This window comes from Pseudoalteromonas sp. BSi20652 (genome assembly GCF_000239855.1).
In the GTDB taxonomy this organism is placed as follows: Bacteria; Pseudomonadota; Gammaproteobacteria; order Enterobacterales; family Alteromonadaceae; genus Pseudoalteromonas.
In genome coordinates, this window is the sequence record NZ_BADT01000160.1 from 1 (window position 1) to 24,865 (window position 24,865).

Here is a 24,865-nt window from a genome sequence, read left to right on the forward strand (position 1 = left end):
AAGACTCTAAATTTGTTTGCCTCGCTACCTAAGTAGGTTGGCTGTTAGAACTCAATCTGTACGAGTGCCCACACAGATGATTGCTTTATATTGTTAAAGAACGTTTTGAGTCGCTTTAGCGTCTCAAGGGATGCGAATAATACACCCTTTATTTTTCGAGTCAATACTTAATTTTAAACTTTCTTACGATAATTTAAAACCGAAGTTTTATTTAACTCTCTGAGTAGTCCGTGCCTTGCTATGCTTCAGCGTTTCCCGTCTCAGTGGGGTCGCATTATAGGGAGATCCGAAAACAGATCAACCCTTTTTTTAGATCTTTTTACTGTTCGAACAAAAATAGAGCGAAACCGCGCAAAACTATGTAAAAACCATTATAAGATGATGCTTTTTTATACATTTCTTTATTATTTAATACAAATATCATTGCTATGTTTGATTTAGGCGTTAAGATAGCAAGTTCACAATGTTAAATTAATGTTTATTTCCTGTTTATTGGTAGATCTAAAATGAAATTACCCGATCAAAAATCTTTTATCTTCTCTGTTATTCTTGCTGTAGTTGGTTTTGTTGTTGTTGAGTTTGCTTTAGGCGGCTTAGATTTAAACCCTGCATTACTATTTGGTGCTGGTTTATTAATAGGTGCGATTGTTATTGCTGCAATGTCATCTGATGTGACTGAAGAAGCTGAAGTTAAAACAAAAACGCTTTATGTTGGTAACCTTCCTTATCGTGCAAACGAAGGTGTGGTTCGTGCATTATTTGAAGAACAAGGCAAAGTATTCAATGTTCGTTTATTAAAGGATAAGAATACTGGCAAACGTCGTGGCTTTGGTTTTGTTGAAATGGCGTTAGCTGATGCAGACAATGCGATTGCTAATTTAAATGATAGCGAGTTTCAACAACGTACTTTAAAAGTACGTGAAGCTAAACAAAAACAAGACGATGATACTAACTCTGTTCGTACTGAGATGGATCAATCAATGTAACTAGCTTTACCGCTAGCTTATTACTAAATACATTAGCCGTTGCATAATATTGTAGCGGCTTTTTTATGTCTGTTAGTTTATTCACACATAAGTTTAGTTGATTAAGTAAATAGTTCACTCTGTTTGCTATCGCTACACCTGAATCAAGTAATTTTACATTCCCTTCAAAATACTGACTAATCGGCTCTGCTAATATTGGAAAGTGCGTACACCCTAGTACAAGTACATCTATAGTTTTATCTATATGTAGGTCATCAAGTACTTGATGCAACTTGTTGGTATCTAAAGAGCCTGTAAAAAAGCATTCCTCAGCTAAAGTTACTAATTCCACACTGCTATATAGATTAACGATTGCATTACGTGCATGTTCAGCAATTAATTTTTTTGTGTATGAACTAGCGATCGTTGCTGGTGTGGCTAATAAGCCAATATGATTTGAGCGTGTTAACTCTGCCGCAGGCTTTATTGCTGGCACAACACCTACTATAGGAATATCTGTCATTTGGCGAACAGCGCTAAGTGCAGATGTAGAAGCGGTATTACACGCTATTACAATTAAATCAACGTTAAGCGTGTTGGCTTTGATGAAATAGATAAGTGAGCATAATCGGTTAATGATCGTTTGTTGGGATTGAGCACCATAAGGTAGTAATGCATTATCCATAAAATAGCTGTACTGAGCATTGGGGATACTTTGCTTTATATGCTCAAGTACAGTAGTTCCACCAATACCTGAATCAAAGACCATTATATGCGCTGACAAACTACCGTTCCCACTTTACTTTAAGAACGGCAGTTTGCCATGAGGTATTTATAAAAGAAAGTAGTTTAACTTTGCGTGGTTTCTAAATCAGCAAGATCGTCGGCTGCCGAATTTAACTGATTAAGGTTTTCGAACATAGACTTAGTGTAATCCACTAACTTATCTATTTGTTCCTGATCTTGATTTAACCATTGTAGAATGCCAGCTAGCTGATTTTGTAATCCAAGCTCTCCCGCTTTTTCAAAAGCATTTTTAAGGTCGTCATTAAAAGGGGCTAAACCCTCTGCTACTTGTTTTTCTGGTGCTGGTTTATATTCTTCATAGCTTTTAACTGTGGCTATTGTTTTTGTTTGGCGTAAATCCATAGAAAAAGCCACCAGCTGATCGCTGTCTAAACTCAGCTCTTGCGCTTGTTCAAATGCTTCATCTAAATCACCACCAAAAAATGTTTTGCTTAAACCTTGTAAGTCTTCCATCATCACATTAATCGCTTCTTGCTCTTGCTCATTTAAGTCACCATTAACCGACATCGAAAATGATACCTGTCGAGATTGCGATGATGAGCTTGCAAACGACTCGCTATTACTGTTTTGCTGATAGCCACTTGCCGATTGAGATTCAAATGCATCAGCAAAGCTAATACTTACCTCATCGCCTTCTGCGGTCATAAATTTATACTCTGCATTACTCGTCATACTGACATATTGAGCCTGGCTTATATTTACGCTGGCAGGTTGTGGGTTAAATAACGACTCTTCAAACTTATCAAGCCCGTTGTAAATTCCCTCTTTAGACTTATTAATCCCCTCTTCCATGTCGTCATTAAATACGCCAGTACCTTTGAGTTCATCAACAGCGTCGTCAATCCCTATTTGGACTCCTTTGCGTGCGTCGCCTAACATATCTTTGAGTTTTTCATCATCAGCGCCGTTAGCTTTTGCCTTATTTACAGCACTGCTAACAAAATCGAGTACGTTTTTTACTATTTCATCAAAATCAAATAGTGGTTTATCTGCTTTTTTTCTGCGATAGGCAATCCAAGCTGCTCAGCCATTTTATCGCCAAGCACTTTTGCAGCCAACTCTCGGCCACGTTGTTGATAGCTATCTTGAGGAGACGTAATTGTAGGTTGCTGTATATCAGCTTTATTATTGAATTTATTGATGTTGTTGTTTGGCATAAAGCCATAGTTACCTATTTTCATCATGTATCTCCTAAGCGTGCGTAGATTGTTATCGGCCAAGGCATAAAAAACTAAAGTAAAACGTGCAAAAATACACCATTTATTCTAGCCAAAACTAGACAAATACGCAGCGCTCCCTACAATAGCGCCGATAAACAGATCTTAAATAAGGTAGTAGCGTTAATGGCAGTTATTAAAATAGATACCACACAGTACCAAGCGCAGTTAACTGAAAAAGAACAGCGTATTAGTGCACAGTTCCAACGCTTTGGTGTGGAGCAATTAGAAGTATTTAGCTCAGAGCCAACTAACTACCGCCAACGTGCTGAATTTAGAGTATGGCACGACGGTGACGATCTGTTTCACATTATGTTTGATCAACAAACAAAAGAAAAAATCCGTGTTGATACGTTTGACCCAGCAGCGCCTCTTGTAGGTAAAATAATGCAGGTGATGATTGAAAGCCTTAAGCCTTGTGAAATATTACGTCGTAAGTTATTTCAAATCGATTACCTATCAACGCTAAGCGGTGAGATTTTAGTAAGCTTGCTTTATCACAAACCACTTGATGAGGAATGGTTAAGTGAAATTAAAGCACTTAAAGAAAAACTAAGCAGTAAATACAAAATTGACTTTATAGGTCGTGCTCGCAAACAAAAAGAAGTGCTGGGTGATGACTTTGTAACTGAACGTTTAACAGTCAATGGTCAAGAGCTTATTTATCAACAAGTAGAAAATAGCTTTACTCAGCCTAATGCAAAAGTAAATATTAATATGCTGGAGTGGGCGCAAGATTTATGTAAACCACTTAAAAATGATTTACTCGAACTGTATTGCGGTAACGGTAACTTTTCAATTGCGTTAGCGAGCTCTTTTAATAAAGTATTAGCGACTGAAATATCAAAATCATCTGTTCACTCTGCTCAATACAACATTGCTAAAAACAACGTAGAGAACCTAGATATTATTCGTATGTCGAGTGAAGAGTTTACTCAAGCAATGAATGGCGAGCGTACTTTCTCTCGTTTAGATGGTATTGACCTTAAAAGCTATGACTGCCAAACCATATTAGTAGATCCACCACGCGCAGGCATGGATGAATTAACGTGTGACTTAGTGGCTAACTACGAAAGCATAATTTATATATCATGTAATCCTGAAACCCTTGAGCGTGACCTTGATCACCTAACACGTACGCACAACGTTAAGCGCTTTGCTATATTTGATCAGTTCCCTTATACACATCACATTGAGTCGGGTGTTTTCTTGCAGCGCAAATGAATACGCTCAGTAAACGTTACCCATAAAAAAAGCTCCTTATAGGAGCTTTTTTAGTTTTAGCTAAACTTACTTGTTAGCTAAGTAATTAATCAGTTTGCTAATGTCTTCTGGTTCGCTAATACCCGACTCACGGCCTAGGTTTAATCTATACTTACCATTTACAATAAATGTAGGTACACCACGTAGTGCACCTTTTTCTTTAAAGTAATCTTGATCGCGTTTCATTTTAGAGCTCAGCGTACGTACTGAAAAGCTTTTAAACAGCTTATCAAACTTATCGCCATCAACGCCCTGCGCTACAAAGATATCTTTTACATCTGCAAGCTCATTAAACTTAGCGCGCTTAGTGTGTATATGGTTAAAAATTGCAGAAACAATTTTGTCTTTTTGCGGAAGTACTTCAGCTGTCGCGAGTGCTTGGCTCATCATCTGTTGGTTTTCTGGGTCACGTACACCTACAAAATCAACATGGCTCTTTTTAAACTTAACGTTTTTATCAAGCTTAGGCTTAAACTCACCAATTAATGCTTCCATGTTATTACATGCAGGGCAATAAAATGAGAAAAACTCTTTGATCTCTGGCTTTTTAGTTGCGCGCTCAGAAACAACGTCGTAATGCACGCCTTCTTCATACGTTGCTGCAAAGCTTGTTGCCGCCATAGGAAGTAATACTGCAAGCAAACCTGCTTTAACTAATTTAATCATTATTATGCTCCGAAATTTATAGTGCTAATAAAAACGCTACTAACTCATCAAGTTCTTTTTGATTTTTGATGGTGTTGAGGTTTATTTTATATTTATCGTTAACAATAAAAGTAGGTACACCTGTAAGTGCGCCTAATTTTGAATATTTATTTTGTTTGTTTTGCATTGCTTGCTCAGCCGAAATAACTGGCATGCTTGCAATTTCTTGATCAAACGTTGCGCTATCAATGCCGTTTATTTCAAGTAATTTTTTAACGTCTTTCATTTCAGTTAAAGGAACACGCTGAACATGAATACTTTTAAAAATTTGATCGCTAATACTTTGCGCCTGACCATGCTGCTTAGCAATTAAGTAGGCAAAGCTTAAATTACTTTGTGCTTGTGGCGACACGCCACCTAAAAAGTTCACATGGTTTTTAATAAACTCAGCGCCTTCTGGCAGGCCTTGTTCAATTGCTTTTGCTACTGGTTCAAACTTAAAACAATGTGGGCAGTAAAATGAGAAAAACTCGGTTACTTGTGGTGATGTACTTTTGTCTACATCAATAACAGTGTATTGATTATCAACTTCAAACTGTGCAGCAAGTGCTGCAAATGGTAAACATAAAAGTAATAAACTCAGTTTTAATTTTTTAAGCATTTGTATCTCGTTGTACTTGTCTTTAAATAAAATATTACGGCAATAACTTTAACGGTGCTTCTTGCAGTGCTGCAAGTTGCTCCTTCAGTGCTAAAATTTGTTGCTCCCAGTATTTGTCATCAGCAAACCATGTAAAGTTCCGCACAAAGGCAGGATCGCTCCATCGTTTAGCTACCCATCCCATATAATGGATAATACGCATCGCTCGCAGCGGTTCAATTAATTTGAGTTGAGAGTGATCAAAATCACAAAACTCTTCATACGCATTTACAAGGGTGTCTAACTGTAACAGTTGCGTCGCTCTATCGCCACTGAGCATCATCCATAAATCTTGGATTGCAGGACCTTGGCGGCTGTCATCTAAATCAACAAACATGAGCGCATCACCTGCCCATAAAATATTACCAACGTGGCAATCACCATGTAAGCGAATACTTTGCACATCTTTATACTGTTTTTGCGCCTGCTCTATCACTAAATCTAAAATAGTATAAAAGGCAGTATTTATTCCCATAGGCACTAAGTTACTTTTTTGAAGATGAACTTTGGCTGTATGCAAATACTCCTCGCAGGTAACTGTTGGCCTATAAGTAAAAGGTTTTGTTTTAGCTACTTGGTGCATACGGCCAATTAATCGCCCCATTACATCAAGCTGATCTAAGTTATCAACCTCAAATAAACGCCCGCCTACACTTGGAAACAACACAAACAAATAACCTTCGTGTTCAAACAAGCTTTGACCATTATATAAAATAGGGGCAACAACAGGCACTTCCGCTTCTGCCAGTTCAAATGCAAAGTCATGCTCTTCTTGAATTTGCTCCCTACTCCAGCGCTCTGGACGATAAAACTTCACTACGTAACGCAGGCCATCATCGGCTTTAAATTGGTACACTCTGTTTTCATAGCTATTGAGTGCCAACAAACCAGATTCGGCGTACACACCTACGCTTTCTATTGCATCGAGTATTAGGTCAGGTGTTAAGTCAATAAAACTAAATTTACTCATACTCTTCTTATATAAAATAAAAAGCGGGTTATATACCCGCTTTTGTTAATTGCTATATCAACTTACCTATTTAAGGTAGGTTGTGATTATCGCGCTTTAAAAAAGTTACTCGACTGCGATATTGTCTCATCCGGCTCATCTACCGGTGAAAGCACAAAGTTAAACTCTGTCATCGGCACTTTCAAATCATAAGGGTCCATTACAAGCGACAATGGCACGTTATGAGATTCTCCTGCCTGCACAGTAAATGACTGCTTACCAATATACTTAAAGTTATCTAACCCTTGTACTTTAATATTAAAGGTTTGCTCGTATTGCGCTTTATTAATTACCTTTAATGTATAGGTGTTCTCTACTAAACCATCAAAATCGACACGATATAATTGGTTTCGATCACGAATAATATCAAAGTCCATTGTTTTACGCAGCGCTATATTAGCTACAAGTGCTCCCGTAAGCACAACAAGTATGACCGTGTAACCAATGATTTTAGCTCGTAGTGGATTCGTTTTATTTTCTGGGGTTTCGAGGTTTCGTTCTGTCGTATATGAAATAAGTCCACGCGGGTATTCCATTTTATCCATTACGCCATCACACGCATCAATACATGCACCACAGTTAATACACTCAGCTTGTAACCCATTTCTAATATCAATACCTGTTGGGCACACTTGAACGCACAAGTTACAGTCTATACAATCGCCTAGCTCTAAATCTTCATGATCTACTTTACGTGAACGAGGACCACGGCTTTCACCACGGCTTTCGTCATACGTTACGGTGTATGTATCTTTATCAAACATAGCTGATTGAAAACGAGAGTAAGGGCAAATATGTAAACACATAATTTCACGCATCCAACCGGCATTACCATAGGTACACGCAGCAAAGAATATAATACTGACTAGTGCATAACCGCCCACGTTAAACGTTACAAAATCAGGGAGTAACTCCCTGATTGGCGTAAAGTAACCCACAAAAGAAATAGCGGTATACAACGAAAACAATACCCAACTAGTATGCTTTGCCGTTTTACGCCAAAACTTATCAAAGCTCATTGGCCGCTCATCGAGCTTTTTACGCTGATTAGCCGTACCTTCAAGCTTTTCTTCAAACCAAATAAAAATAAAAGTCCAAACAGTTTGCGGACATGTGTAGCCACACCACACCCGTCCATAAAATGTCGTCACTAAAAACAGCGCAAATGCTGCTAACATAAAAATAAACGCTAATATGGTAAAATCTTGAGGCCATAGCGTTAAACCAAAAATATTATATTTTTGACCAATTAGATCAAACAGCACAGCTTGCTGGCCGTTAAAATTAATCCAAGGAAGTAACATAAACGCAAGTAGGCCTAAAAAGCCAATGCGCTGCCTAAGTAATTGATGTAGACCTTTTACAGCGCGCACATAAATACGATTTCGGGGGTTGAACCTATCATCTTTACGGCTTAAATCCGGTTTTTGGATTTTTACCTCTACAGGGATATTCTTTACTTTAATTTGTTTGTCCATCGAAGTTCCTCAACACCGCTTGGAAATAAAAGTTCAGCAATATTCAAATGCTCTATACTATAAGAGTGTAGCAAGTTACTTGCTAAGAGTGATTCGTTTAATAAAACATCATTTAAATACTTTCAGATATTTCTGAAATATCTGACTGCTACTTACCAGTATACCAATATTGATTAAAATTACTGGTATAGATCACTAATAATTTATTCATCTCAGTTACTTGCTTTTAAAATGCAGTTTATTACACTGCATGGTAATTTAATCCTATTTAGATCAAGGTTTACGTATCCATGAAAAAATTTATTATATTGATAGTAGTGATCCTTGCTTTTTTTACAATTGATCACCCTCTTATAAAAGAGCCCAGAGAAAAGCTTTTAGGTGAGGGTATTGGTTTTTTAAGCGACTCAACAAAGATGAATCGCGGTCCTGCAGCCAACATGGCTAAAAATCTAATTCGCTCACAATTAAAACTTTCGGAATCCGAGAACGAATATATAGAAAAAACATTTACGACAAATGACTCAGTGCAGTTATTTCATTTACATTACTGCCGTGAGCGCGACCTAAACCTCTACTTTTACGATGATCGTTTAAATACAGTATGTAAAATAGTCTCGGAATCGTTAGAGAAAAAGCGAGTAAAGTGATGGATTTTTCAGTACTAAATAAGAAAACAAGCGACTCATTTCATAAGCAGCGCAATATGCTCAAGCAATTAGCGCAAGGCAAAACATTAAAGTGTGAGAAGTGTAATGGGGTTTTAACACTTAATTTAGCCACCAGTGAACCTGGTAAAGGCGTAGTAAAGTGCAAACAAGGCTGTACGGATATTATATTAGAGCTAGGCACTTAGATTAAACTAAGCGCCTGGTATTAATAATTACTCTTCCCAACTCTCGTCGGTTATCAAACCGCTATTAATTGCGACCACTTCAATTAGTTCAGCAAACCCTAATGCAAAGTCACCCATTGATTCATATTGGTACTGACACAAGGCTTCTATAGTCATGTTATTTTGCTTTGCAATCTGTGTTATGGCTTGCTGGTCAAGCGCAAAAAAACTAAGTGTACTTAGCGCACTTTCTAATGCTTGTTTAAATTCAGCATCTAATTGAGGCGCATTTAACAAAGGTTCTGCGTAGGCTTTTGTTGCCACTACAAAGCCTTTACTCCACGACTTACAAAATTCAGCATCAAATGTGTTAGGTAATTTGTATCCAGTTTCAAATACTTGCTCACTAATTTTATGATATAGCGCCATAAACAAGAAAAGTACTTCTTCATCTAAATCATTGGCTCTACTTGGTAATATCTGCTCAAGCCACTCATGCACATCTAATGGATTGGGCGAACAAATAACACCAAATAAATAGCCTTGGCATTGTTCAAGGGTCATTGCTTTAGACTGGGTACTTAAAAATGAGCTGAGCTGCTTTGCGTGCAGCTCAGTAAATTGGGGTATTTGCATTAAAACTCTTTATATTAAAACATTAAAAATTGAGCGGGTAACGACCCTCGGTATCTGGTCGGCCTAAAAACTTAACTGCATCATGTACATCTTTAGGTAAGCTGGCATCAGGTTTAACATAACCGGCTACTCTAAAATCAAAATTAGCTTTAAGTGTAGCATCTGCCTCAAGGCCAAGCGTGTTATCTGGGTCAATTAATATAGCAACATCGCCCGACTTACAGCTTAACTTACCAGCTAGAGGGCCAATATTAAACCACCCATTTAAACCTTGAACATCAATATTAGGACTCGCTATTTCACCTTTTAGTGAATCACAATAAGGTGCGCCTGAGCTGTATTCATCAAGTTCTAAAATCACACGCCCTTTAGCGGTAACAGGCAGAGGAAGTTGCACACGTTGCATTGCACGCTCTACAGTGGAGCGTACTAGGGTGTCTGTCACTATTACTTTTTTATTAAAAAGCCCGTAGCTTACATCTGCGTAACCCGAAATATCACTGCGTTCTCGTGGATTACCAAATTTTATGTTCGTATTTAGTTTGCCTGTAAATAATTTCCAGCCTGCAATGTCCCAACGCACATTATTTAACTGTTCACCATCAAAACGAACTTGCATCATTTGACCTTGCCAAACAGTACCTACAGTTTGCCCTACTTCTAATTGCTTTGGAAAATACGGTTTTGCTATATCTAGCGCAATACTGGCTGGTAATTTAATAATACAAAACACAATAAAACTAATTAAAAAGACAGCCGATAACGTTATTATTTTTTTCATTAATTAATTCTCTAATACTAAACGGCTTACACGCACATAGCCTGATTTATCATCGCGGCTTAAATCTAAATTTTCAATTTTTAAGCCATGCTGATTCACTAGCTCGTCTAACCACTCTATTAACTGATTAAACTCTACTGAGTCGAGGGTCAAACGAAGTGACCCCGTACTTGGCTGCATTTTACTAATATTGATTTTATAGCGTCCACGAGTAGAGTTTACCACTTGGCTTAAGTTTGTATTGCTAGCAACACTGGTGTTGCCCGCTGCTTTTAGCTTGACAATGCTTTCATCAACCCAAGCTAATAGCTCTTGTTGTTTAATTTGAGATTGCTGTGCTTTTTCTATCGCATTATTTAATGGTCTAAATATCCCCATTACTAAAACAAAAATAATAAATACGCCACCAGCAACCATTACCAGTTGTTGTTCTTGCTCTTTAAGCGAGCGCCATTGTTGCATTAACTGCTTTTTCATACTGCACCTCGCAGTTTAATTTCGCCAACTACATAATCACCGTCATTATTTAAAGATCCTTGCTCAACAGTTAAACCTTGTTTTTCAAGTATGATTTTTACTTTACCGAAGGTTTGGAAATCTTTAGCGCGTGCACGAATGCGCAGCTCATTGCGACGCTTGTCATAACGAAGTGTTTCAGGTGTAAATTCGCTGACTTGCGAAAATACATCAACCAAATTAGTCGTTAAATCTAAAAAGCCCGCTTCGCTTGAGCCTTGTACTTTATCTAACGCGCCTTTAATTTGGCTTTTAATTAGATTGGGGCGAACCTTAGTTCCCGGAAATGCTTTTTGGTATCTGTCGACTACTTGAGCTTTAGCTACTTCTACTTGTGCATTAAGTTGGTGTAACTCAATAGCTTTTATTGTAATTGTAGAAACCAATGCAACACTTGCTATAATTGCGGCGCCTTTCCAATAACCCCACCACAAAGCGCTTTGTTTTTTAAGCTGATACATACCTTGGCGTAAGTTAAAATTAACGCTATCTAACTGTTTTGCAAATAATGCTAGAGGTAAGTCGTAATCGCTTGTTTGCGCCTGTAAGTTAACGCTTTCAGGAAACTGATTAGCTGGGCTAAAATGTTTAATGTCAGGGTTACCCATGGCTGTTAAATAGCCATTCAACCAACTAGATTCAACCGCACCAATATGCCATTGCCCTTGCTTAAATAACCATTGGTTATTGAGCTCGATAGCGGTTACTGCGCCATCATCTGCAAGCGGTAACAACAAAGCATCGGGTAATATTCTGTATACTAATAAATTATGCTCAGCAAATAATGCAAGCCATTGTTCAAACCATTCGCGGTCTGTCATTGCTACACGAATTGCATGTTGCTCACCAAGCATTGTCGGCTGCGCCACTGCTATAAACAGTTCATCTACGTCACATGCGATATCTTCTTCAAGCATGTATGGCAATGCTTGCTCAAGCTTGCGATTCCATTTTGTTGGCAAGGCGACCGTTTTTAATTGCACTTGGTCACTTGGTAATAATACGACAACTTCTCGGGTAAGTGCTTTTTCGCTTAGCTCACTTAAATGCTCTGCATTTGGTAACTCGCCACTGGCTATTATTTCTTGTTCTTGTGGTGAGTAAATTAACCAGTTAAGTAATTCTTGCTCGGTTTGACCCGTGCGGATCAACAGTATTTCTGTCACTGTACGCCTCCAAATTTTCGCGCCAGTATCGTTACGTCGCCGTCTTTAGCGTGCAGTAATGTGGTCATCGAAAAACGCAGGTCGACAAAATTTGCCTGCGTCTGTAATTTAAAATATTCGCTTTTAATACTAAATAAACTTTTTACTGAGTCGGTATTAGTGCCGCCTTGTTGCTTCACCTGTTCAAAAAATTCATCAATGGTGTCAAAGCCAGTTTGCGGTCTTGCCGCTACAACAGCTTCAGCACCAGATAAACTCAATTCATCTATTAATGCACTTAATATAAGCGCTTGTTCCGGTATCACTGTATTTACATTAATAGAAAGCAGCGTACTTCCCGGTATTACACACACATACGGAAGTACTTTTTCCATCACTAATGGGTTGAAGCCCTTAACCAAACGTAATTCCGATGTTGATGCAAATAAACTATTGGCTGTCATATACGGAAATTTACGCGATAAATACTCATCTTCCTCTGCGCCTGAGCGATACGTAATACTGTCCTCGTCAAGCCAATCAAATACGCTATCTGCCATTGCCTCTTCTGATTCATCAGTGGGTAGATCTTCAATATTTTCAAGTAACGCAAATAGTGCTCTATGCGCAGGATTTGTTTTACTCACGCTGTTGGTGTCAGGCTCTATAGCTAAAGCATTTAAATTTAAACATGCTTGTAAATCAGTAATTTTGCCACTTAATGTGCCGTTATCAACAGGGTATGAAGCATCACCTTGAGTTGCCCAAATTTGGTCTAGCGTCGTTTTATCTGCATCATCTTTTTTACTTTGTATTAGCCCTTTAATAGCAAGCTCTTCTGCACCGTAGGCGTACCATTTAGCTTGCTGATGACCTTGCAAGTTAGTGCTTTTTTGCACTTGCACCATTAAATTGGCGCTCATTTCAACGGCTAAAATAGCCGCTAACGCTACAATAAATAAAACAATAACAAGTGCTGCACCGCGCGATGATTGCTGCTTAACCATTATTCACACCTGTATTTTGTGTAGCAACAACTTTGCCTTGCCCAGGAACTAAAAATACACGACGAATTGGCTCTGCTTCTATTTGTTGCAACGTAACAGCAACCGCTTTAGGGAGAGCTTTAATTTCCCATTGTTCTTGCCATTCGTTTTTATCATCTAAAAACTCAAACTTAAGTTCTTCAATATTCTCTAGTACACGTTGAACTCGCGGCTCCATATTATCAAGCTGATCAACATAAACCCGATAAACACGCTCAAGGTTATCATCTATCACTCTATAACCAACAGCTTGTAGTTCTGAACGTGGCAATAAGTTAATTGGATTTATCCAGCCATCTCGTACAAACGCGATACCATCATATTGGCTTTCTAAAACGTAACGACCAGCAAGTAAATATTGTTCTTGAACATCGCCAGATTCGTTTCGTACTACACGCTTGGTCATTTGACTAAAATCTTGATCCATTAACCTAAATGTTGTTTGCAATCCATTTAACTCAGCAATTTTTTCATCCGAAGCATCTTTTGCTCTTGTTGTCGTCTCTAATATTTGATGAGTAGCAATAATAACAAAAGCTAAAATACCCAGTGCAACCATAACTTCAAGTAATGTAAACCCGCGCTGCTTCACTTACTTTTTGCCTTTATTTAAATACGTTGATAACTCATATGCTGAATGCTCATATTTTTCATCCGTAAAAACATTTATGGTTAACTTAACAAAGCTTTTGTCAGCAGTGGCTGTTACTTCTTGCTGCCAAAACCATTCAACACCGCCCATTACTTCGCTACCTTTGAGGTTATTTTTACCTTGCCATTGCTCGCCTTTGGTACGTTGTTCAATAATAACGTTTTCGGCGACCCAAGATGCATAGGTTTGCTCTTCAATAGTTGTTAAGTGGTGTATGTGCTCGCTTGTTGCTTGCATTGCAGCTATACCCGCCATGGCACAAATACTTAATGCCACTAACACCTCTAGTAAGGTAAACCCTTTTGTGCGCTTCATTATTCTGGCTCTCGGCGAAAGTTTATGGGTGCGGTAAATTCACCTTCAATGTAATACACAGGCTCGCTTTGCTCTTTTAACGCTAATATAAGTTGAAACGCGCTTACCTCACCTGATGACAAAATAAGTACTTGTGGGATTTTCAACTTTTTAAGCTCAAGTAAACTGTCTTCATCGCCACCACTCATAAGTTCGCGCCAGTTAGATTGCTCTAAGAGGTTATCTTGTGCCCACGCTAAATCTTCTAAGTTAAGAGTGAGCTTTAATCTTTCATCTAACTCTATTGGTTTAAAAAGATCTTCACGGTCAAAGGTAATCCACTTTTCACCATCGAAAACTAAATACTCTAACGTATTTTCTTCTACTAATAAGCCCAATTCAACTTGGTTTAAAATGGCAAATTCCGATGCCATGTTAATGGTGGTATGCAGCCTTAGTGCTTGAGTATCTAATTCTTCCTCAGCACCGCCTTCTAAGCTGTATACCACCATTTTGGTGGCAAAAGCGATGATCACTAATACCACTAAAATTTCTATTAAACTAAAGCCTCTGCTTTTTGCATGGCGCTGCTTAAAGCTTGCTTTCATAGCAAGCCTCTAGCATTAACATGTTCATACAGAACAATGTACTCAAGCATTATTGTTTTTCTTCGTCCCAGTTACCGATATCGTCATCAGTACCTACTTCACCATCTGGGCCCATAGAAAAAATATCAAACTTGCCAATTTCACCTGGGCTAATTAGCTGATATAGATTACCCCATGGATCTTCTGGTAATTCGTTAATAAAGCCACCGTCTGGGAAACGTTTTGGAACCGGTTCAATACTTGTTTGAGTAACCAGCGCTTCAAGACCTTGCTCTGTGCTTGGGTAGCTCTTATTTTTAAGCTTGTATAAGCTCATTGCATCTTCTAATTGCTGAATATCTAGATGCGCTTTATCGATAGCAGCTTCTTCTTGCTGACCCATAATGTTAGGTGCAACAATTGACATAATCATCCCGATGATAACCAGTACCACCATCACTTCTAGTAAAGAAAAACCTGATTGTTTATTCACGTAATTACCTCATTATTCTAAATAACATTAAGTAAAAATGGTTTAGGTAAAACCATTAATATATTTAAAAATTTATTCTAACTTAAAGTCCAACAGCTTTATTCATCGCCATTATTGGCTGCAATATTGCCATTACTATAAATAATACAATAACCGCCATTGAGGCGATCATCGCAGGCTCTAGTAGTTTAAGCGATACATTAACCATGCTCTCAAATTCACGATCTTGGTTATTTGCAGCACGCTCCAACATTTGCTCTAGTTCACCTGATTTTTCACCACTTGCTATCATATGCAGCATCATTGGTGGAAACAACTTAGTTTGCTGAAGTGCAGCTCTTAAGCTTGCACCCTCACTCACTCTATCGGATGCATCTGCAACCGCCTTTTTAATTTTTCGTTAATTAATACATCACCTGAGATACGCATCCCCTCGAGCAATGGTACCGAGCTTGACGATAAAATACTTAAAGTACGCGCAAAACGTGCGGTGTTAATACCACGAGCCACTTTACCTATACCAGGCATGTGTAGCACTCGCTCATCCCACCAAAAACGTATTTTAGGCTGTTTAAGTGCATGCTTAATACCAATGGCTATAGCTGTGATAGCTATTAAACTAATAAACCAATAATTTTGCACAAAATGGCTGCCTGCCATAACCCATTCGGTTGTCCAAGGAAGTACTTGTTTCGTTTTTTCAAACGTTTTCAATATTTTTGGTACTACAGTACCCAGCAATACCGACACAATACCAATTGCAAATACCACTAAAATAATAGGGTAAACCATGGCCTGAGTTATTTGGCTACGCATATGTTGGCGCTGCTCGGTATAGTCGGCTAAACGATTAAGTACTTGGTCAAGATGACCCGATTTTTCGCCTGCGGCTACCATTGCACGATATAAGTCGTCAAATACATGAGGAAACTCACTAAGACCATCGGCAAGGGTGTAACCTTCAACTACTTTTGAGCGTACCGACATAAGCATTCGCTTTAAACGCGGCTTTTCGCACTGCTCAGCAACCGCCATAACAGCGCCTTCAACAGGGAGTGCCGATTGGATAAGTGTTGCTAATTGCCTTGTAATTAATGCTAAGTCTGAGGTTGAAATTGTCGGCTTAAAAAAGCCACCGAGTAAAGGGGCTTTTTCACCTTTAACTTGTTTGTCACTTTGCGCCGCAGGGACAACTTCAAGCGGCGTTAATTTTTGATCACGTAAAGTTTGGCGAATTTGCTTAGCCGTATCGGCTTCTAAAATGCCTTTTTTTCTTTGCCTCGGCCATCTAAGGCACGGTATTCAAACGCCGCCATAGTTAACCTTCCTCACGGGTAACACGTAATACTTCTTCAAGTGTTGTTTTACCTGCAAGTACACGGCTACATCCATCTTGACGAATACTTGGGCTGCGCTTACGAATATATTTTTCTACGCTTTGCTCGCCTTTACCGTTGTGAATCATTTCGCGTATGGTTTCATCAACTACAAGTAACTCGTGAATACCCGTACGACCACGGTAACCATTAAAATTACACTCCTCACACCCCACCGCTCGGTAGATTGTCGGTTGGCTTTCAAAAGGAACCCCTAACAGCTGGCATTCATGCTCATCAGCCGTGTGACCTTCTTTACAGGTATTACATAACGTACGGACTAAGCGTTGCGACAACACACCGAGTAACGACGATGAAAGTAAAAAGGGTTCAACACCCATATCTTCCATACGTGTAATTGCACCCGATGCGGTATTTGTATGCAAAGTAGACATAACAAGGTGACCGGTAAGTGACGCTTGAACACCAATCTGCGCAGTTTCAAGATCGCGTATTTCACCCACCATGACTACATCAGGATCTTGACGTAATATTGCACGTAAACCACGTGCAAATGTCATATCAACTTTTGCATTAACTTGTGTTTGCCCAATGCCTGGAATTTCGTACTCTATCGGATCTTCAACGGTAAGAATATTGCGATCGCGTGAGTTAATTTGGCTCATACCAGCGTATAAAGTGGTACTTTTACCAGAGCCCGTTGGCCCTGTTACTAAAATAATTCCGTGGGGTTTACTAATTAAATCTGAAAACAATGCACGGTTATCTGCGGTCATACCTAAATCTTCAAGGTTTAAACGCGCGTTGTTTTTATCAAGTAAACGCAGTACTACACGCTCACCAAAGCTCGATGGCATTGTAGATACACGCACATCAACTGCACGCCCGGCAATACGCAAACTAATACGGCCATCTTGTGGAATGCGTTTTTCGGCTATATCAAGCTTAGCCATTACTTTAATACGAGACACAAGTAACGATGCAAGTTTACGATTAGGCTTAAGTACTTCTTTAAGCACTCCATCGACCCTAAAGCGAATAACAAGCTCTTGTTCGAAGGTTTCAATATGAATATCAGAAGCCCCTTCTTTAATCGCTTCACTTAGCATGGCGTTAATAAGCTTGATGATTGGCGCATCATCGTCACCAGCAAGTAAATCTTCAGTTTGCGGAAGTTCATCAGCAAGTGAGAATAAATCAACCTCGTTACCAATATCTTCCATCATTTGTTGTGTTTCAGAGCTATCACGTTGGTATGACGCTTCAAGCAATAGCTCAAATTTATCATCAGCCAATTGCTCAAGTGTAAAACCATGGCCTGCGATACGGCGTACTTCTAATAGTACTTCCACGTCTAGCTCACCACGGTAGTAAACTATGCGGTGATCTTTGTTTTTACCAAGTAACACACCTGCACGTCTTGCATAGGAAAACGGCAAACGTTTTGCTGGTAACTCAACTAACACATCACTCGTTAATAGCTCATCCTGATTATGCGTTTTAGGATGAACCACATCTTGGTTTATCTCTTGAATCGCATTAGTCATCTTTACGCTCTTGTGCATTTTGTTTACGCAGAGACTCTTCATACGTAGGTGGAAGTACTAATTCGTCATTCCACTCAGGTAAAATAGGCGTATCAGTCATTGGCATTAACTCAATACCGTCTTCTTTTTGTTTAAACTGCTCACCACGAATAAAGTTATATTTATTAAAGCTTAACTTATTCATGCTTACACCATCACGAATAATGGTTGGGCGAATAAACACAATAAGATTACGCTTACGACGCGTTGTATTTGTTGATCTAAACAAGTGTCCTAAAATGGGGATATCACCTAATAACGGCACCTTAGAAACACTTTCTTGTACGTCTTCGTCAATTAAACCACCAAGTACAACCATACCGCCATCATCGGCCATTACCGTGGTTTTAATTGAACGCTTATTTACTGAAATATCAACCGCAGTTGCACCACTTACGCTCGATACTTCTTGCTCAATAGTAAGCTGTACCGCTGAACCATCATTAATCTGTGGCGTAACTACCAGTTTAATACCTACTTCTTGACGCTCAACTGTTTGAAATGGGTTGGCATTGTTAGTGCCTGTTTGTGAGCCTGTAATAATAGGCACTTCTTGACCGACTAAAATAGAGGCTTCTTCGTTATCCATTGTAGTAATAGAAGGGGTAGCCAAAATATTTGAATTTGTATCAGTGGCAACAGCCTGAATAATTGCGCCCCAATCATTTTTAACAACGCCCAGCGCTAAACCATTAATGCCACTTAGCAAGGAGGCTAATGGACCATAGTCACCTTCTGTTGTTTCTGTAAATGGCGTCACTGTACCTGATTCAGTTCCTATTATGTTTTTAGTTACAGTTGTATCTTGTGCTTGCTCTGCAGCAACAGCTAATGAACCCACGGGAACCGTAGTGCCATTATTAAACTGCAACATACCGCCCTGTTCAGAAATCCACTGCAGGCCTAAATTAACGCCGTCACCTTCCATTACTTCAATAATAATGGCTTCAACGAGCACTTGTGCACGGCGGATATCAAGGCGTTCAATTACAGATTCTAGTGATCGCATTGTGTCTGGCTGTGCAGTAATAATTAATGAGTTTGAGTCAGGGTGAGACTCTATACTGCTTTCATTATTACTTCTGCTACGAGTCTTAGTAGTACCGCCTTGTGCATCTTCAACAAGTGACTTACTTACACCTTGCAAAACTTTAACTAAATCTTCAGCTTTAGCATAATTTAGGTAAAACACCTTGGTGTTACCTTGACTTTCTAATTCACCATCTAAGCGCTTAATGAGCTCTATAGCACGTGTACGTGCTTGGCCCTCACCACTTACAATAACGCTGTTTGTACGGCCATCAGCGACTACTTTAGGAATTAAAAACTCAGGTACACTGCCTTTACCGTTGTCTTTATAGATATTGTCTACCACGGAGACAACATCATCAGCAGTCGCATATTTAAGCTTAACGATGTCTACACGTTTGTCACCCGCTTGATCAACAGAGCGGATAATCTCAACTAAACGATTAACCGATGCAGCATGACCCGTTAGCATCATTACGTTAGCCGCATTAAAGTTAGCGACATGGCCGCCATCTTTTTGATCGCTAAATTGACGAACTAAAGGACCAAGCTCCTGCACGCTTACATTCTTAACACGTACAACACGTGTAATCATCATATCGCCGCTAGCTTCATTACCTTCGTCAATAAGTGGTACGTTTGACTTTTTAGCGTCTGAACTTTTTTCTACCTTAATTATGCCATTGTCCATTTCAACAGCTGAGTAGCCATAAACTTCCAATACATTTAAGAAGAACTGATAATAAAGTGCCTCGTCCATTAACTCATAACTGCGAACATTTACCTTTCCGCGCACGTTAGGGTCAATAATGACTGTTTTATTAAGGTTTTTACCAACAATATTAATGAACTCGTTGATATCAGTCCCTTTAAAGTTAGCAGCATATTCAACAGCAGAAACAGACAAAGAAATACTTGCCGCCAAAAAAAGTGCTGCGTACTTAGCTAACCCTTTTTTAATTTTTTTGAGGTGTAGCACCTGAACCATCGTATTAAAACTCCAAAGCTAAATTATTGCAGACTAAATTGCACATCAATTTGTTCACCATCACGTTCTATAGTGATATTGGCATCTGTACTATTACGCAGCTCATTAATAGCTGACATAGCCTGTTTTAAATCTGTTAATTGATAGCCATTTATAGAAATGGCTAAATCGTTATTTTTTAACCCCATTTGCTTAAACAGCTCAGGCTCTTTACCTGGACTTAAGCGATATCCAATTAGCTCACCATCATTCATGGCTTGTGAAACCCGTATATAGTCAAATAGCTTGCCCGGCTCTTCGAGTAACTCTTCGCGTGTTTCTATAATTGCTTCTTTAACGTCCGAGTCTGCAGTGGCATCTATTTGTAGATCACTTGGTTCTAATTTTTGCGGACCCATTTCAGCATCATCACGCGCAGCGAGTACGGGCATAGACACCTTTTTACTGAAATCGAGTCCATCAAGCATTAATGTTTCAAAGCGTCCATTAACACTCAAAATAATACGATCCGGCAATATTTGTGCAACTTCAGCACGCGTACCCGATACTACCTCATCCACAAGATAGCTTACTTGCTTACCTTGTGATTCAATAATTGCGATACCTGCTTTGTCATCGTTATTAACCGCTACAATGCCGGTTAAATTGATACTTAAGCGCGTTTCTGGCGCATTATTTATTACCTGCGATTGCTTTGCAGTATTATTGTTGTTTGTTACCGTTTTTTTACCAAATAAAAATTGCTCAATAATATGCTGCGCTGAGTTGTTACTCGCACCAGATGACTGGTTAGCATAATGAGTAGGGGTAAGTAGAGTTACTGGTGGTTTCGGCCACAAAAGCCAAACAAGTTTTGATAATAAAAATGCAAGATAAACAACAACTAACAGTGTCATTAATGCACTCAACTTAGCATGCGGTAAACGAGTTAAAAATTGTTTTAGTTGTTGGATTTGCTGTTCCATAAATAGTGTTCTTATTTTAATTTACTGCGTTAGCGCGTACCCATAGTACCCTTTCATTTTTCTTTCAACAAGCACACTAATATTAAACTTTGTAAACAGATTAAATTAACTTTACATAACAGTACAAAAAGTAAACTGCTACTGTAATACCTTCATCCTACGATGATTTCATGATAAATTTTAAGCTATAAAAACGTGGGGAAATGCCTTATGAGTAAAAAAAGTAATACTAATACTAACTCAGACCCTGTAGATGGGTTAAAAGTTCGATTAGATAAATGGTTATGGGCTGCGCGATTTTATAAAACTCGTGCAGTTGCTCGCGAAATGGTGCAAGGCGGCAAAGTACATTATAATGGTCAACGTACAAAAGCGAGTAAAATAGTAGACGTTGGCGCAAAAGTAAAACTGGCTCAGGGCGTAGATGAAAAGCTGATAACTATACTCTCAGTGCTTGAAAAACGTCAAAGCGCCCCCATTGCACAGACCATGTATCAAGAATCTGATGCAAGTATTGCTAAACGCGAAGAAAACAGCATCGCACGCAAAAATAACAGCTTTTTTGCTCCTCATCCGGATAAAAAACCGGATAAAAAGCAAAGACGCGAACTTTTAAAAATGAAATCAAGTTAGGTATAGCCGCTCATGCAACAAGATTTACTTCACCGTTATTTATTCAACGAACTAGATGTTCGTGGCGAACTCGTACAAATCGAGAATGCGTATAATGAAATGATTGCCGACCATAATTACCCAGACCCTGTTAAAGCATTACTAGGTGAGTTACTTGTTGCAACCTGTTTATTAACCGCCACTTTAAAGTTTGAAGGTGAAATTGCAGTACAGCTTCAAGGTGATGGCCCAGTTAAATATGCAGTTATAAATGGTGATGACAAACAAAACATGCGTGGTATTGCTCGCCTGCAAAGCGAAATTACGGGCACAACTGTAAAAGAGCTTATTGGCCAAGGCTATATGGTGATCACTATTACACCAAGTAAGGGTGAGCGTTACCAAGGTATAGTTCCGCTAGAGCATGATACTCTGAGTGAATGTATCGAAAGTTACTTTGAGCAGTCAGAGCAATTAAAGACACGCCTTTGGTTTGCAACCGACACAACAGAAGGTAGCGCAAAAGCATGTGGTCTATTTTTACAAGTACTCCCAGTTGATAAACAAAAATCAATTGAAGACTTTGCACACCTAGAAGCATTAAGTAATACCATTAAAGATGAAGAACTATTACACCTTGATGCTAATACTGTCCTTACACGCCTTTATCACGAAGATAATCCTCGCGTATTTGAACCTCAAGCTATTAAATTCAAATGTGGTTGTAGTCGTGATAAAACAATTACCGCACTTGTTAATATTGGACAAGAAGAACTACTTAAAGACGTAGCTGAAAAAGGGTCTGTTAATATTAACTGCCATTATTGTTTAAAAGAGTATGTTTTTAACGAACAAGACATTAAAAGCATTTTCAACTAAATGTTCAGCTTCATCTATATATAGTAATTAAAGCCGCAAAATATGCGGTTTTATATTATAAAAAGATGATACCGGTGTCATCTTTTCTGCTAATTTCATGACACCGGTATCATTGAAATTATTCATGTTTTTTCTTAAATATATGTGTTTTTAGAGGCTTTGCGGACTCGAATATCTTAAAACCTTCTGTTACTATAATTTCAGTTTAAGGGCACTGACAACCCCAGAGCTATCCGTTCAAACTCTCACACATAGTTAGGTATAAACATGACTACAGACGCTACACGTTTTGTCGATTTAACCGCAGCTGAACTTGTCGAGCATGCGATCCGCCGTGGCGAAGGTACTTTAGCCGCAAATGGTGCTTTTGTTGCAATTACAGGAAAACGAACTGGCCGTTCACCAAAAGATCGTTTTATTGTACAAGAAGCTACAACTCAAGATGATATTCAATGGGGCAACGTTAATCGTCCATTTGATGCAGACAAATTTGACGCATTATGGGCTCGCGTAGAATCATATGTTCAAAGTAATGACCACTTCACCTCTCACCTAGAAGTTGGCGCAGATCCTGAGCATTACCTACCCGTAGTTGTAACTACAGAAACAGCGTGGCACCATATTTTTGCCAAAAACATGTTTATCGAACCGCAAAACTATAACGCTTCAAACTTACCACAATGGCAAGTAATGAACGTTCCTTCGTTTGTATGTGAGCCAGAACGTGATGGCACAAATAGCGATGGTACCGTTATTATTAACTTTGCACAGCGTAAAGTATTACTAGCAGGTATGCGTTACGCCGGTGAAATGAAAAAATCGATGTTTTCTGTACAAAACTTCCTACTACCAGCAAAAGGTGTATTACCAATGCACTGTTCTGCTAACGTTGGTGAAGCAGGCGATACAGCATTATTCTTCGGTTTATCTGGTACGGGTAAAACAACACTTTCAGCAGACCCTACTCGCTTTTTAATTGGTGATGACGAGCACGGCTGGGCACCAGGAAGCGTGTTTAATATTGAAGGCGGTTGTTATGCTAAATGTATCGACTTGTCACAAAAGAATGAACCTGTAATTTGGAATGCTATTCGCTTTGGCACTATTTTAGAAAATGTAGTGTTAGATGAAAAAGGCGTTCCAGATTTTAACGATACTAGCCTTACTCAAAATAGCCGTGCAGCATATCCACTTGAACACGTTGAAAAACGTAAAGTAGAAAACCGCGCAGGCGAACCAAAAGCTGTTGTATTTTTAACCTGTGATGTAAGCGGTGTACTACCACCGGTTTCTATACTTAGTGAAGAAGCTGCTGCTTTTCACTTTTTAAGTGGATACACAGCTAAAGTTGGCTCAACTGAGATTGGTTCTACTAGCGACATTGAATCAACATTTTCAACCTGTTTTGGCGCACCATTCTTCCCACGCCCTGCTGGTGTTTATGCTGAGCTTCTTATGAAGCGTGTACGCGAGTTTGGCGCTAAAGTGTACCTTGTGAATACAGGCTGGACTGGCGGCCCTTACGGCACAGGTAAACGTTTTGATATCCCAACTACTCGTGCAGTAATTGATGCAATCGTATCTGGTAAGTTAGCGGGCGTTGAAACTCAGCACATTGATGTTTTAAATCTAGATGTACCAGTAGCCGTTCCAGGTGTAGATACTAACTTACTTAATCCTATTAACACATGGGAAGATAAAGCGAAGTACAATGAATATGCAGCAAAACTTGCCGCAGACTTCACTGAAAACTTTGCTAAGTATGACGTATCTGATGATATAAAAAATGCAGGGCCTAAAGCTTAAATAAGCTTTAAGATTGTATTTTAACGCCAGCCTAGAGCTGGCGTTTTACTTATTAAATACCTAATTTAATAAGTACTACAAAATGCCGAACGACCCACATCAAAAAACATATAATATACTGCGTAATTAATCACTTCTTAATGCTCAATAAATTTGTATTACTCACTATTATTGCTCTTTCTGGCTCTGCATTGGTTTGTTATCCACAAATAGACTCACTGTTAAATTCAATAAATAACACAACTACAAACACAAAAACACCTAATTGGGATCAGGAATATAAGACGCTAAGGACCATTTTTCCTACAAAGCAAGGCCATGGTAATCAAAAAACACAGACATAATCTCAATAATTCCCGCGCGATACTACAACCCTATAGAAAAAGATCAAAACTTTGCACTCTCGTTGTCGGCTATACAAGCATAGCCAGATTAATCCCTCCTATCCCTGAGTTATTTGTATAGTTTCTAATGCCTGTGAGTATTGGTGAAAATAGTATTGTGGGTGCCGTGGTTACTAAAAATGTAATGGCTAATACCGTGGTAGCGGGTAACCCAGCTCGTGAAATAAGAACACTGTAGATATTCTCGATA

The 24,865-nt window shown here is 38.9% G+C and carries 24 protein-coding genes and 3 pseudogenes; 8 read left to right on the forward strand and 19 right to left on the reverse strand.

Annotated features, from left to right (window positions below; translation table 11 throughout):
* The first annotated feature begins 506 nt into the window (after window positions 1-506).
* Window positions 507-986, forward strand: a complete 480-nt coding sequence (locus tag P20652_RS05960; RefSeq protein WP_008170316.1) for an RNA-binding protein — start codon at window positions 507-509, stop codon at window positions 984-986.
* On the opposite strand, the gene murI is transcribed toward P20652_RS05960, so the two are convergent.
* A complete protein-coding gene (gene murI, locus P20652_RS05955) occupies window positions 949-1,749 on the reverse strand; it encodes a glutamate racemase (protein ID WP_033017669.1) in 801 nt (266 codons plus the stop codon). The two genes, P20652_RS05960 and murI, sit on opposite strands and share 38 nt — an antisense overlap.
* A 65-nt stretch (window positions 1,750-1,814) precedes the next feature.
* A pseudogene (locus tag P20652_RS18600) lies at window positions 1,815-2,953 on the reverse strand (DUF5610 domain-containing protein).
* A 162-nt stretch (window positions 2,954-3,115) separates the two neighbouring features.
* On the opposite strand from P20652_RS18600, the gene trmA reads away from it, so the two are divergent.
* Entirely contained in the window at window positions 3,116-4,213 is a 1,098-nt protein-coding gene (gene trmA / locus P20652_RS05950) for a tRNA (uridine(54)-C5)-methyltransferase TrmA (RefSeq protein WP_008170323.1), read from the forward strand.
* Window positions 4,214-4,279: 66 nt separating this feature from the next.
* On the opposite strand, the gene P20652_RS05945 is transcribed toward trmA, so the two are convergent.
* The 4 genes from P20652_RS05945 to ccoG form a co-directional block, all read right to left on the reverse strand.
* On the reverse strand, window positions 4,280-4,918 hold the full coding sequence (locus P20652_RS05945; RefSeq protein ID WP_008170325.1) for a thiol:disulfide interchange protein DsbA/DsbL: 639 nt from the start codon (window positions 4,916-4,918) through the stop codon (window positions 4,280-4,282).
* 16 nt (window positions 4,919-4,934) lie between these two features.
* Entirely contained in the window at window positions 4,935-5,558 is a 624-nt protein-coding gene (locus P20652_RS05940) for a thiol:disulfide interchange protein DsbA/DsbL (RefSeq protein ID WP_008170327.1), read from the reverse strand.
* Window positions 5,559-5,592: 34 nt separating this feature from the next.
* Window positions 5,593-6,567, reverse strand: coding sequence for a serine/threonine protein kinase (locus P20652_RS05935; protein ID WP_008170328.1), 975 nt, complete (start codon window positions 6,565-6,567; stop codon window positions 5,593-5,595).
* A gap of 86 nt (window positions 6,568-6,653) precedes the next feature.
* On the reverse strand, window positions 6,654-8,084 hold the full coding sequence (gene ccoG, locus P20652_RS05930; RefSeq protein WP_008170330.1) for a cytochrome c oxidase accessory protein CcoG: 1,431 nt from the start codon (window positions 8,082-8,084) through the stop codon (window positions 6,654-6,656).
* A gap of 290 nt (window positions 8,085-8,374) precedes the next feature.
* Between ccoG and P20652_RS05925 the strand changes: the two genes are divergently transcribed.
* Both P20652_RS05925 and P20652_RS05920 read left to right on the forward strand, forming a co-directional pair.
* On the forward strand, window positions 8,375-8,734 hold the full coding sequence (locus tag P20652_RS05925; RefSeq protein WP_008170332.1) for a hypothetical protein: 360 nt from the start codon (window positions 8,375-8,377) through the stop codon (window positions 8,732-8,734).
* On the forward strand, window positions 8,734-8,940 hold the full coding sequence (locus P20652_RS05920) for a hypothetical protein (protein WP_008170334.1): 207 nt from the start codon (window positions 8,734-8,736) through the stop codon (window positions 8,938-8,940). Before P20652_RS05925 ends, P20652_RS05920 begins: the two co-directional genes overlap by 1 nt.
* Before the next feature lie 27 nt (window positions 8,941-8,967).
* On the opposite strand, the gene P20652_RS05915 is transcribed toward P20652_RS05920, so the two are convergent.
* The 13 genes and pseudogenes from P20652_RS05915 to gspC form a co-directional block, all read right to left on the reverse strand.
* On the reverse strand, window positions 8,968-9,555 hold the full coding sequence (locus P20652_RS05915; RefSeq protein WP_008170336.1) for a UPF0149 family protein: 588 nt from the start codon (window positions 9,553-9,555) through the stop codon (window positions 8,968-8,970).
* A gap of 22 nt (window positions 9,556-9,577) precedes the next feature.
* The gene (locus P20652_RS05910; RefSeq protein ID WP_008170338.1) at window positions 9,578-10,336 is read right to left on the reverse strand and encodes a type II secretion system protein N; all 759 of its coding nucleotides are present in this window, start codon (window positions 10,334-10,336) and stop codon (window positions 9,578-9,580) included.
* 3 nt (window positions 10,337-10,339) lie between these two features.
* Window positions 10,340-10,813, reverse strand: coding sequence for a type II secretion system protein GspM (gene gspM, locus P20652_RS05905; RefSeq protein ID WP_008170340.1), 474 nt, complete (start codon window positions 10,811-10,813; stop codon window positions 10,340-10,342).
* The gene (gspL, locus tag P20652_RS05900; RefSeq protein ID WP_008170342.1) at window positions 10,810-12,018 is read right to left on the reverse strand and encodes a type II secretion system protein GspL; all 1,209 of its coding nucleotides are present in this window, start codon (window positions 12,016-12,018) and stop codon (window positions 10,810-10,812) included. The genes gspM and gspL overlap by 4 nt, the downstream gene beginning before the upstream one ends.
* Window positions 12,015-13,004, reverse strand: coding sequence for a type II secretion system minor pseudopilin GspK (gene gspK / locus P20652_RS05895; protein WP_008170343.1), 990 nt, complete (start codon window positions 13,002-13,004; stop codon window positions 12,015-12,017). The genes gspL and gspK overlap by 4 nt, the downstream gene beginning before the upstream one ends.
* The gene (gene gspJ / locus P20652_RS05890) at window positions 12,997-13,635 is read right to left on the reverse strand and encodes a type II secretion system minor pseudopilin GspJ (RefSeq protein WP_008170344.1); all 639 of its coding nucleotides are present in this window, start codon (window positions 13,633-13,635) and stop codon (window positions 12,997-12,999) included. The genes gspK and gspJ overlap by 8 nt, the downstream gene beginning before the upstream one ends.
* The gene (gene gspI, locus P20652_RS05885) at window positions 13,636-14,010 is read right to left on the reverse strand and encodes a type II secretion system minor pseudopilin GspI (RefSeq protein ID WP_002962039.1); all 375 of its coding nucleotides are present in this window, start codon (window positions 14,008-14,010) and stop codon (window positions 13,636-13,638) included. It abuts the gene before it with no gap.
* Complete coding sequence (locus tag P20652_RS05880) at window positions 14,010-14,597, reverse strand: Tfp pilus assembly protein FimT/FimU (protein ID WP_008170347.1); 588 nt, start codon at window positions 14,595-14,597, stop codon at window positions 14,010-14,012. The genes gspI and P20652_RS05880 overlap by 1 nt, the downstream gene beginning before the upstream one ends.
* Before the next feature lie 49 nt (window positions 14,598-14,646).
* Window positions 14,647-15,069: a type II secretion system major pseudopilin GspG gene (gspG, locus tag P20652_RS05875; protein WP_007586585.1), complete on the reverse strand. Its 423-nt coding sequence runs from the start codon at window positions 15,067-15,069 to the stop codon at window positions 14,647-14,649.
* A gap of 82 nt (window positions 15,070-15,151) precedes the next feature.
* Window positions 15,152-16,385: pseudogene (gspF, locus tag P20652_RS18605) on the reverse strand (type II secretion system inner membrane protein GspF).
* Between the two features lie 2 nt (window positions 16,386-16,387).
* Window positions 16,388-17,953 carry a type II secretion system ATPase GspE gene (gspE, locus tag P20652_RS05870; RefSeq protein ID WP_008170353.1) on the reverse strand — a complete coding sequence of 522 codons (1,566 nt, stop codon included), beginning with the start codon at window positions 17,951-17,953 and terminating at the stop codon, window positions 16,388-16,390.
* Window positions 17,946-20,009, reverse strand: a complete 2,064-nt coding sequence (gspD, locus tag P20652_RS05865) for a type II secretion system secretin GspD (protein ID WP_008170354.1) — start codon at window positions 20,007-20,009, stop codon at window positions 17,946-17,948. Before gspD ends, gspE begins: the two co-directional genes overlap by 8 nt.
* Window positions 20,010-20,032: 23 nt before the next feature.
* Complete coding sequence (gene gspC / locus P20652_RS05860; protein ID WP_008170357.1) at window positions 20,033-20,974, reverse strand: type II secretion system protein GspC; 942 nt, start codon at window positions 20,972-20,974, stop codon at window positions 20,033-20,035.
* 210 nt (window positions 20,975-21,184) lie between these two features.
* On the opposite strand from gspC, the gene hslR reads away from it, so the two are divergent.
* The 4 genes and pseudogenes from hslR to P20652_RS19910 form a co-directional block, all read left to right on the forward strand.
* Entirely contained in the window at window positions 21,185-21,607 is a 423-nt protein-coding gene (hslR, locus tag P20652_RS05855) for a ribosome-associated heat shock protein Hsp15 (RefSeq protein ID WP_008170358.1), read from the forward strand.
* Between the two features lie 12 nt (window positions 21,608-21,619).
* Entirely contained in the window at window positions 21,620-22,465 is an 846-nt protein-coding gene (gene hslO, locus P20652_RS05850; RefSeq protein ID WP_007586592.1) for an Hsp33 family molecular chaperone HslO, read from the forward strand.
* Between the two features lie 267 nt (window positions 22,466-22,732).
* A complete protein-coding gene (locus P20652_RS05845; RefSeq protein ID WP_008170360.1) occupies window positions 22,733-24,271 on the forward strand; it encodes a phosphoenolpyruvate carboxykinase in 1,539 nt (512 codons plus the stop codon).
* 468 nt (window positions 24,272-24,739) lie between these two features.
* Window positions 24,740-24,853: pseudogene (locus tag P20652_RS19910) on the forward strand (sugar O-acetyltransferase); the annotation flags it as partial.
* Window positions 24,854-24,865: the final 12 nt, after the last annotated feature.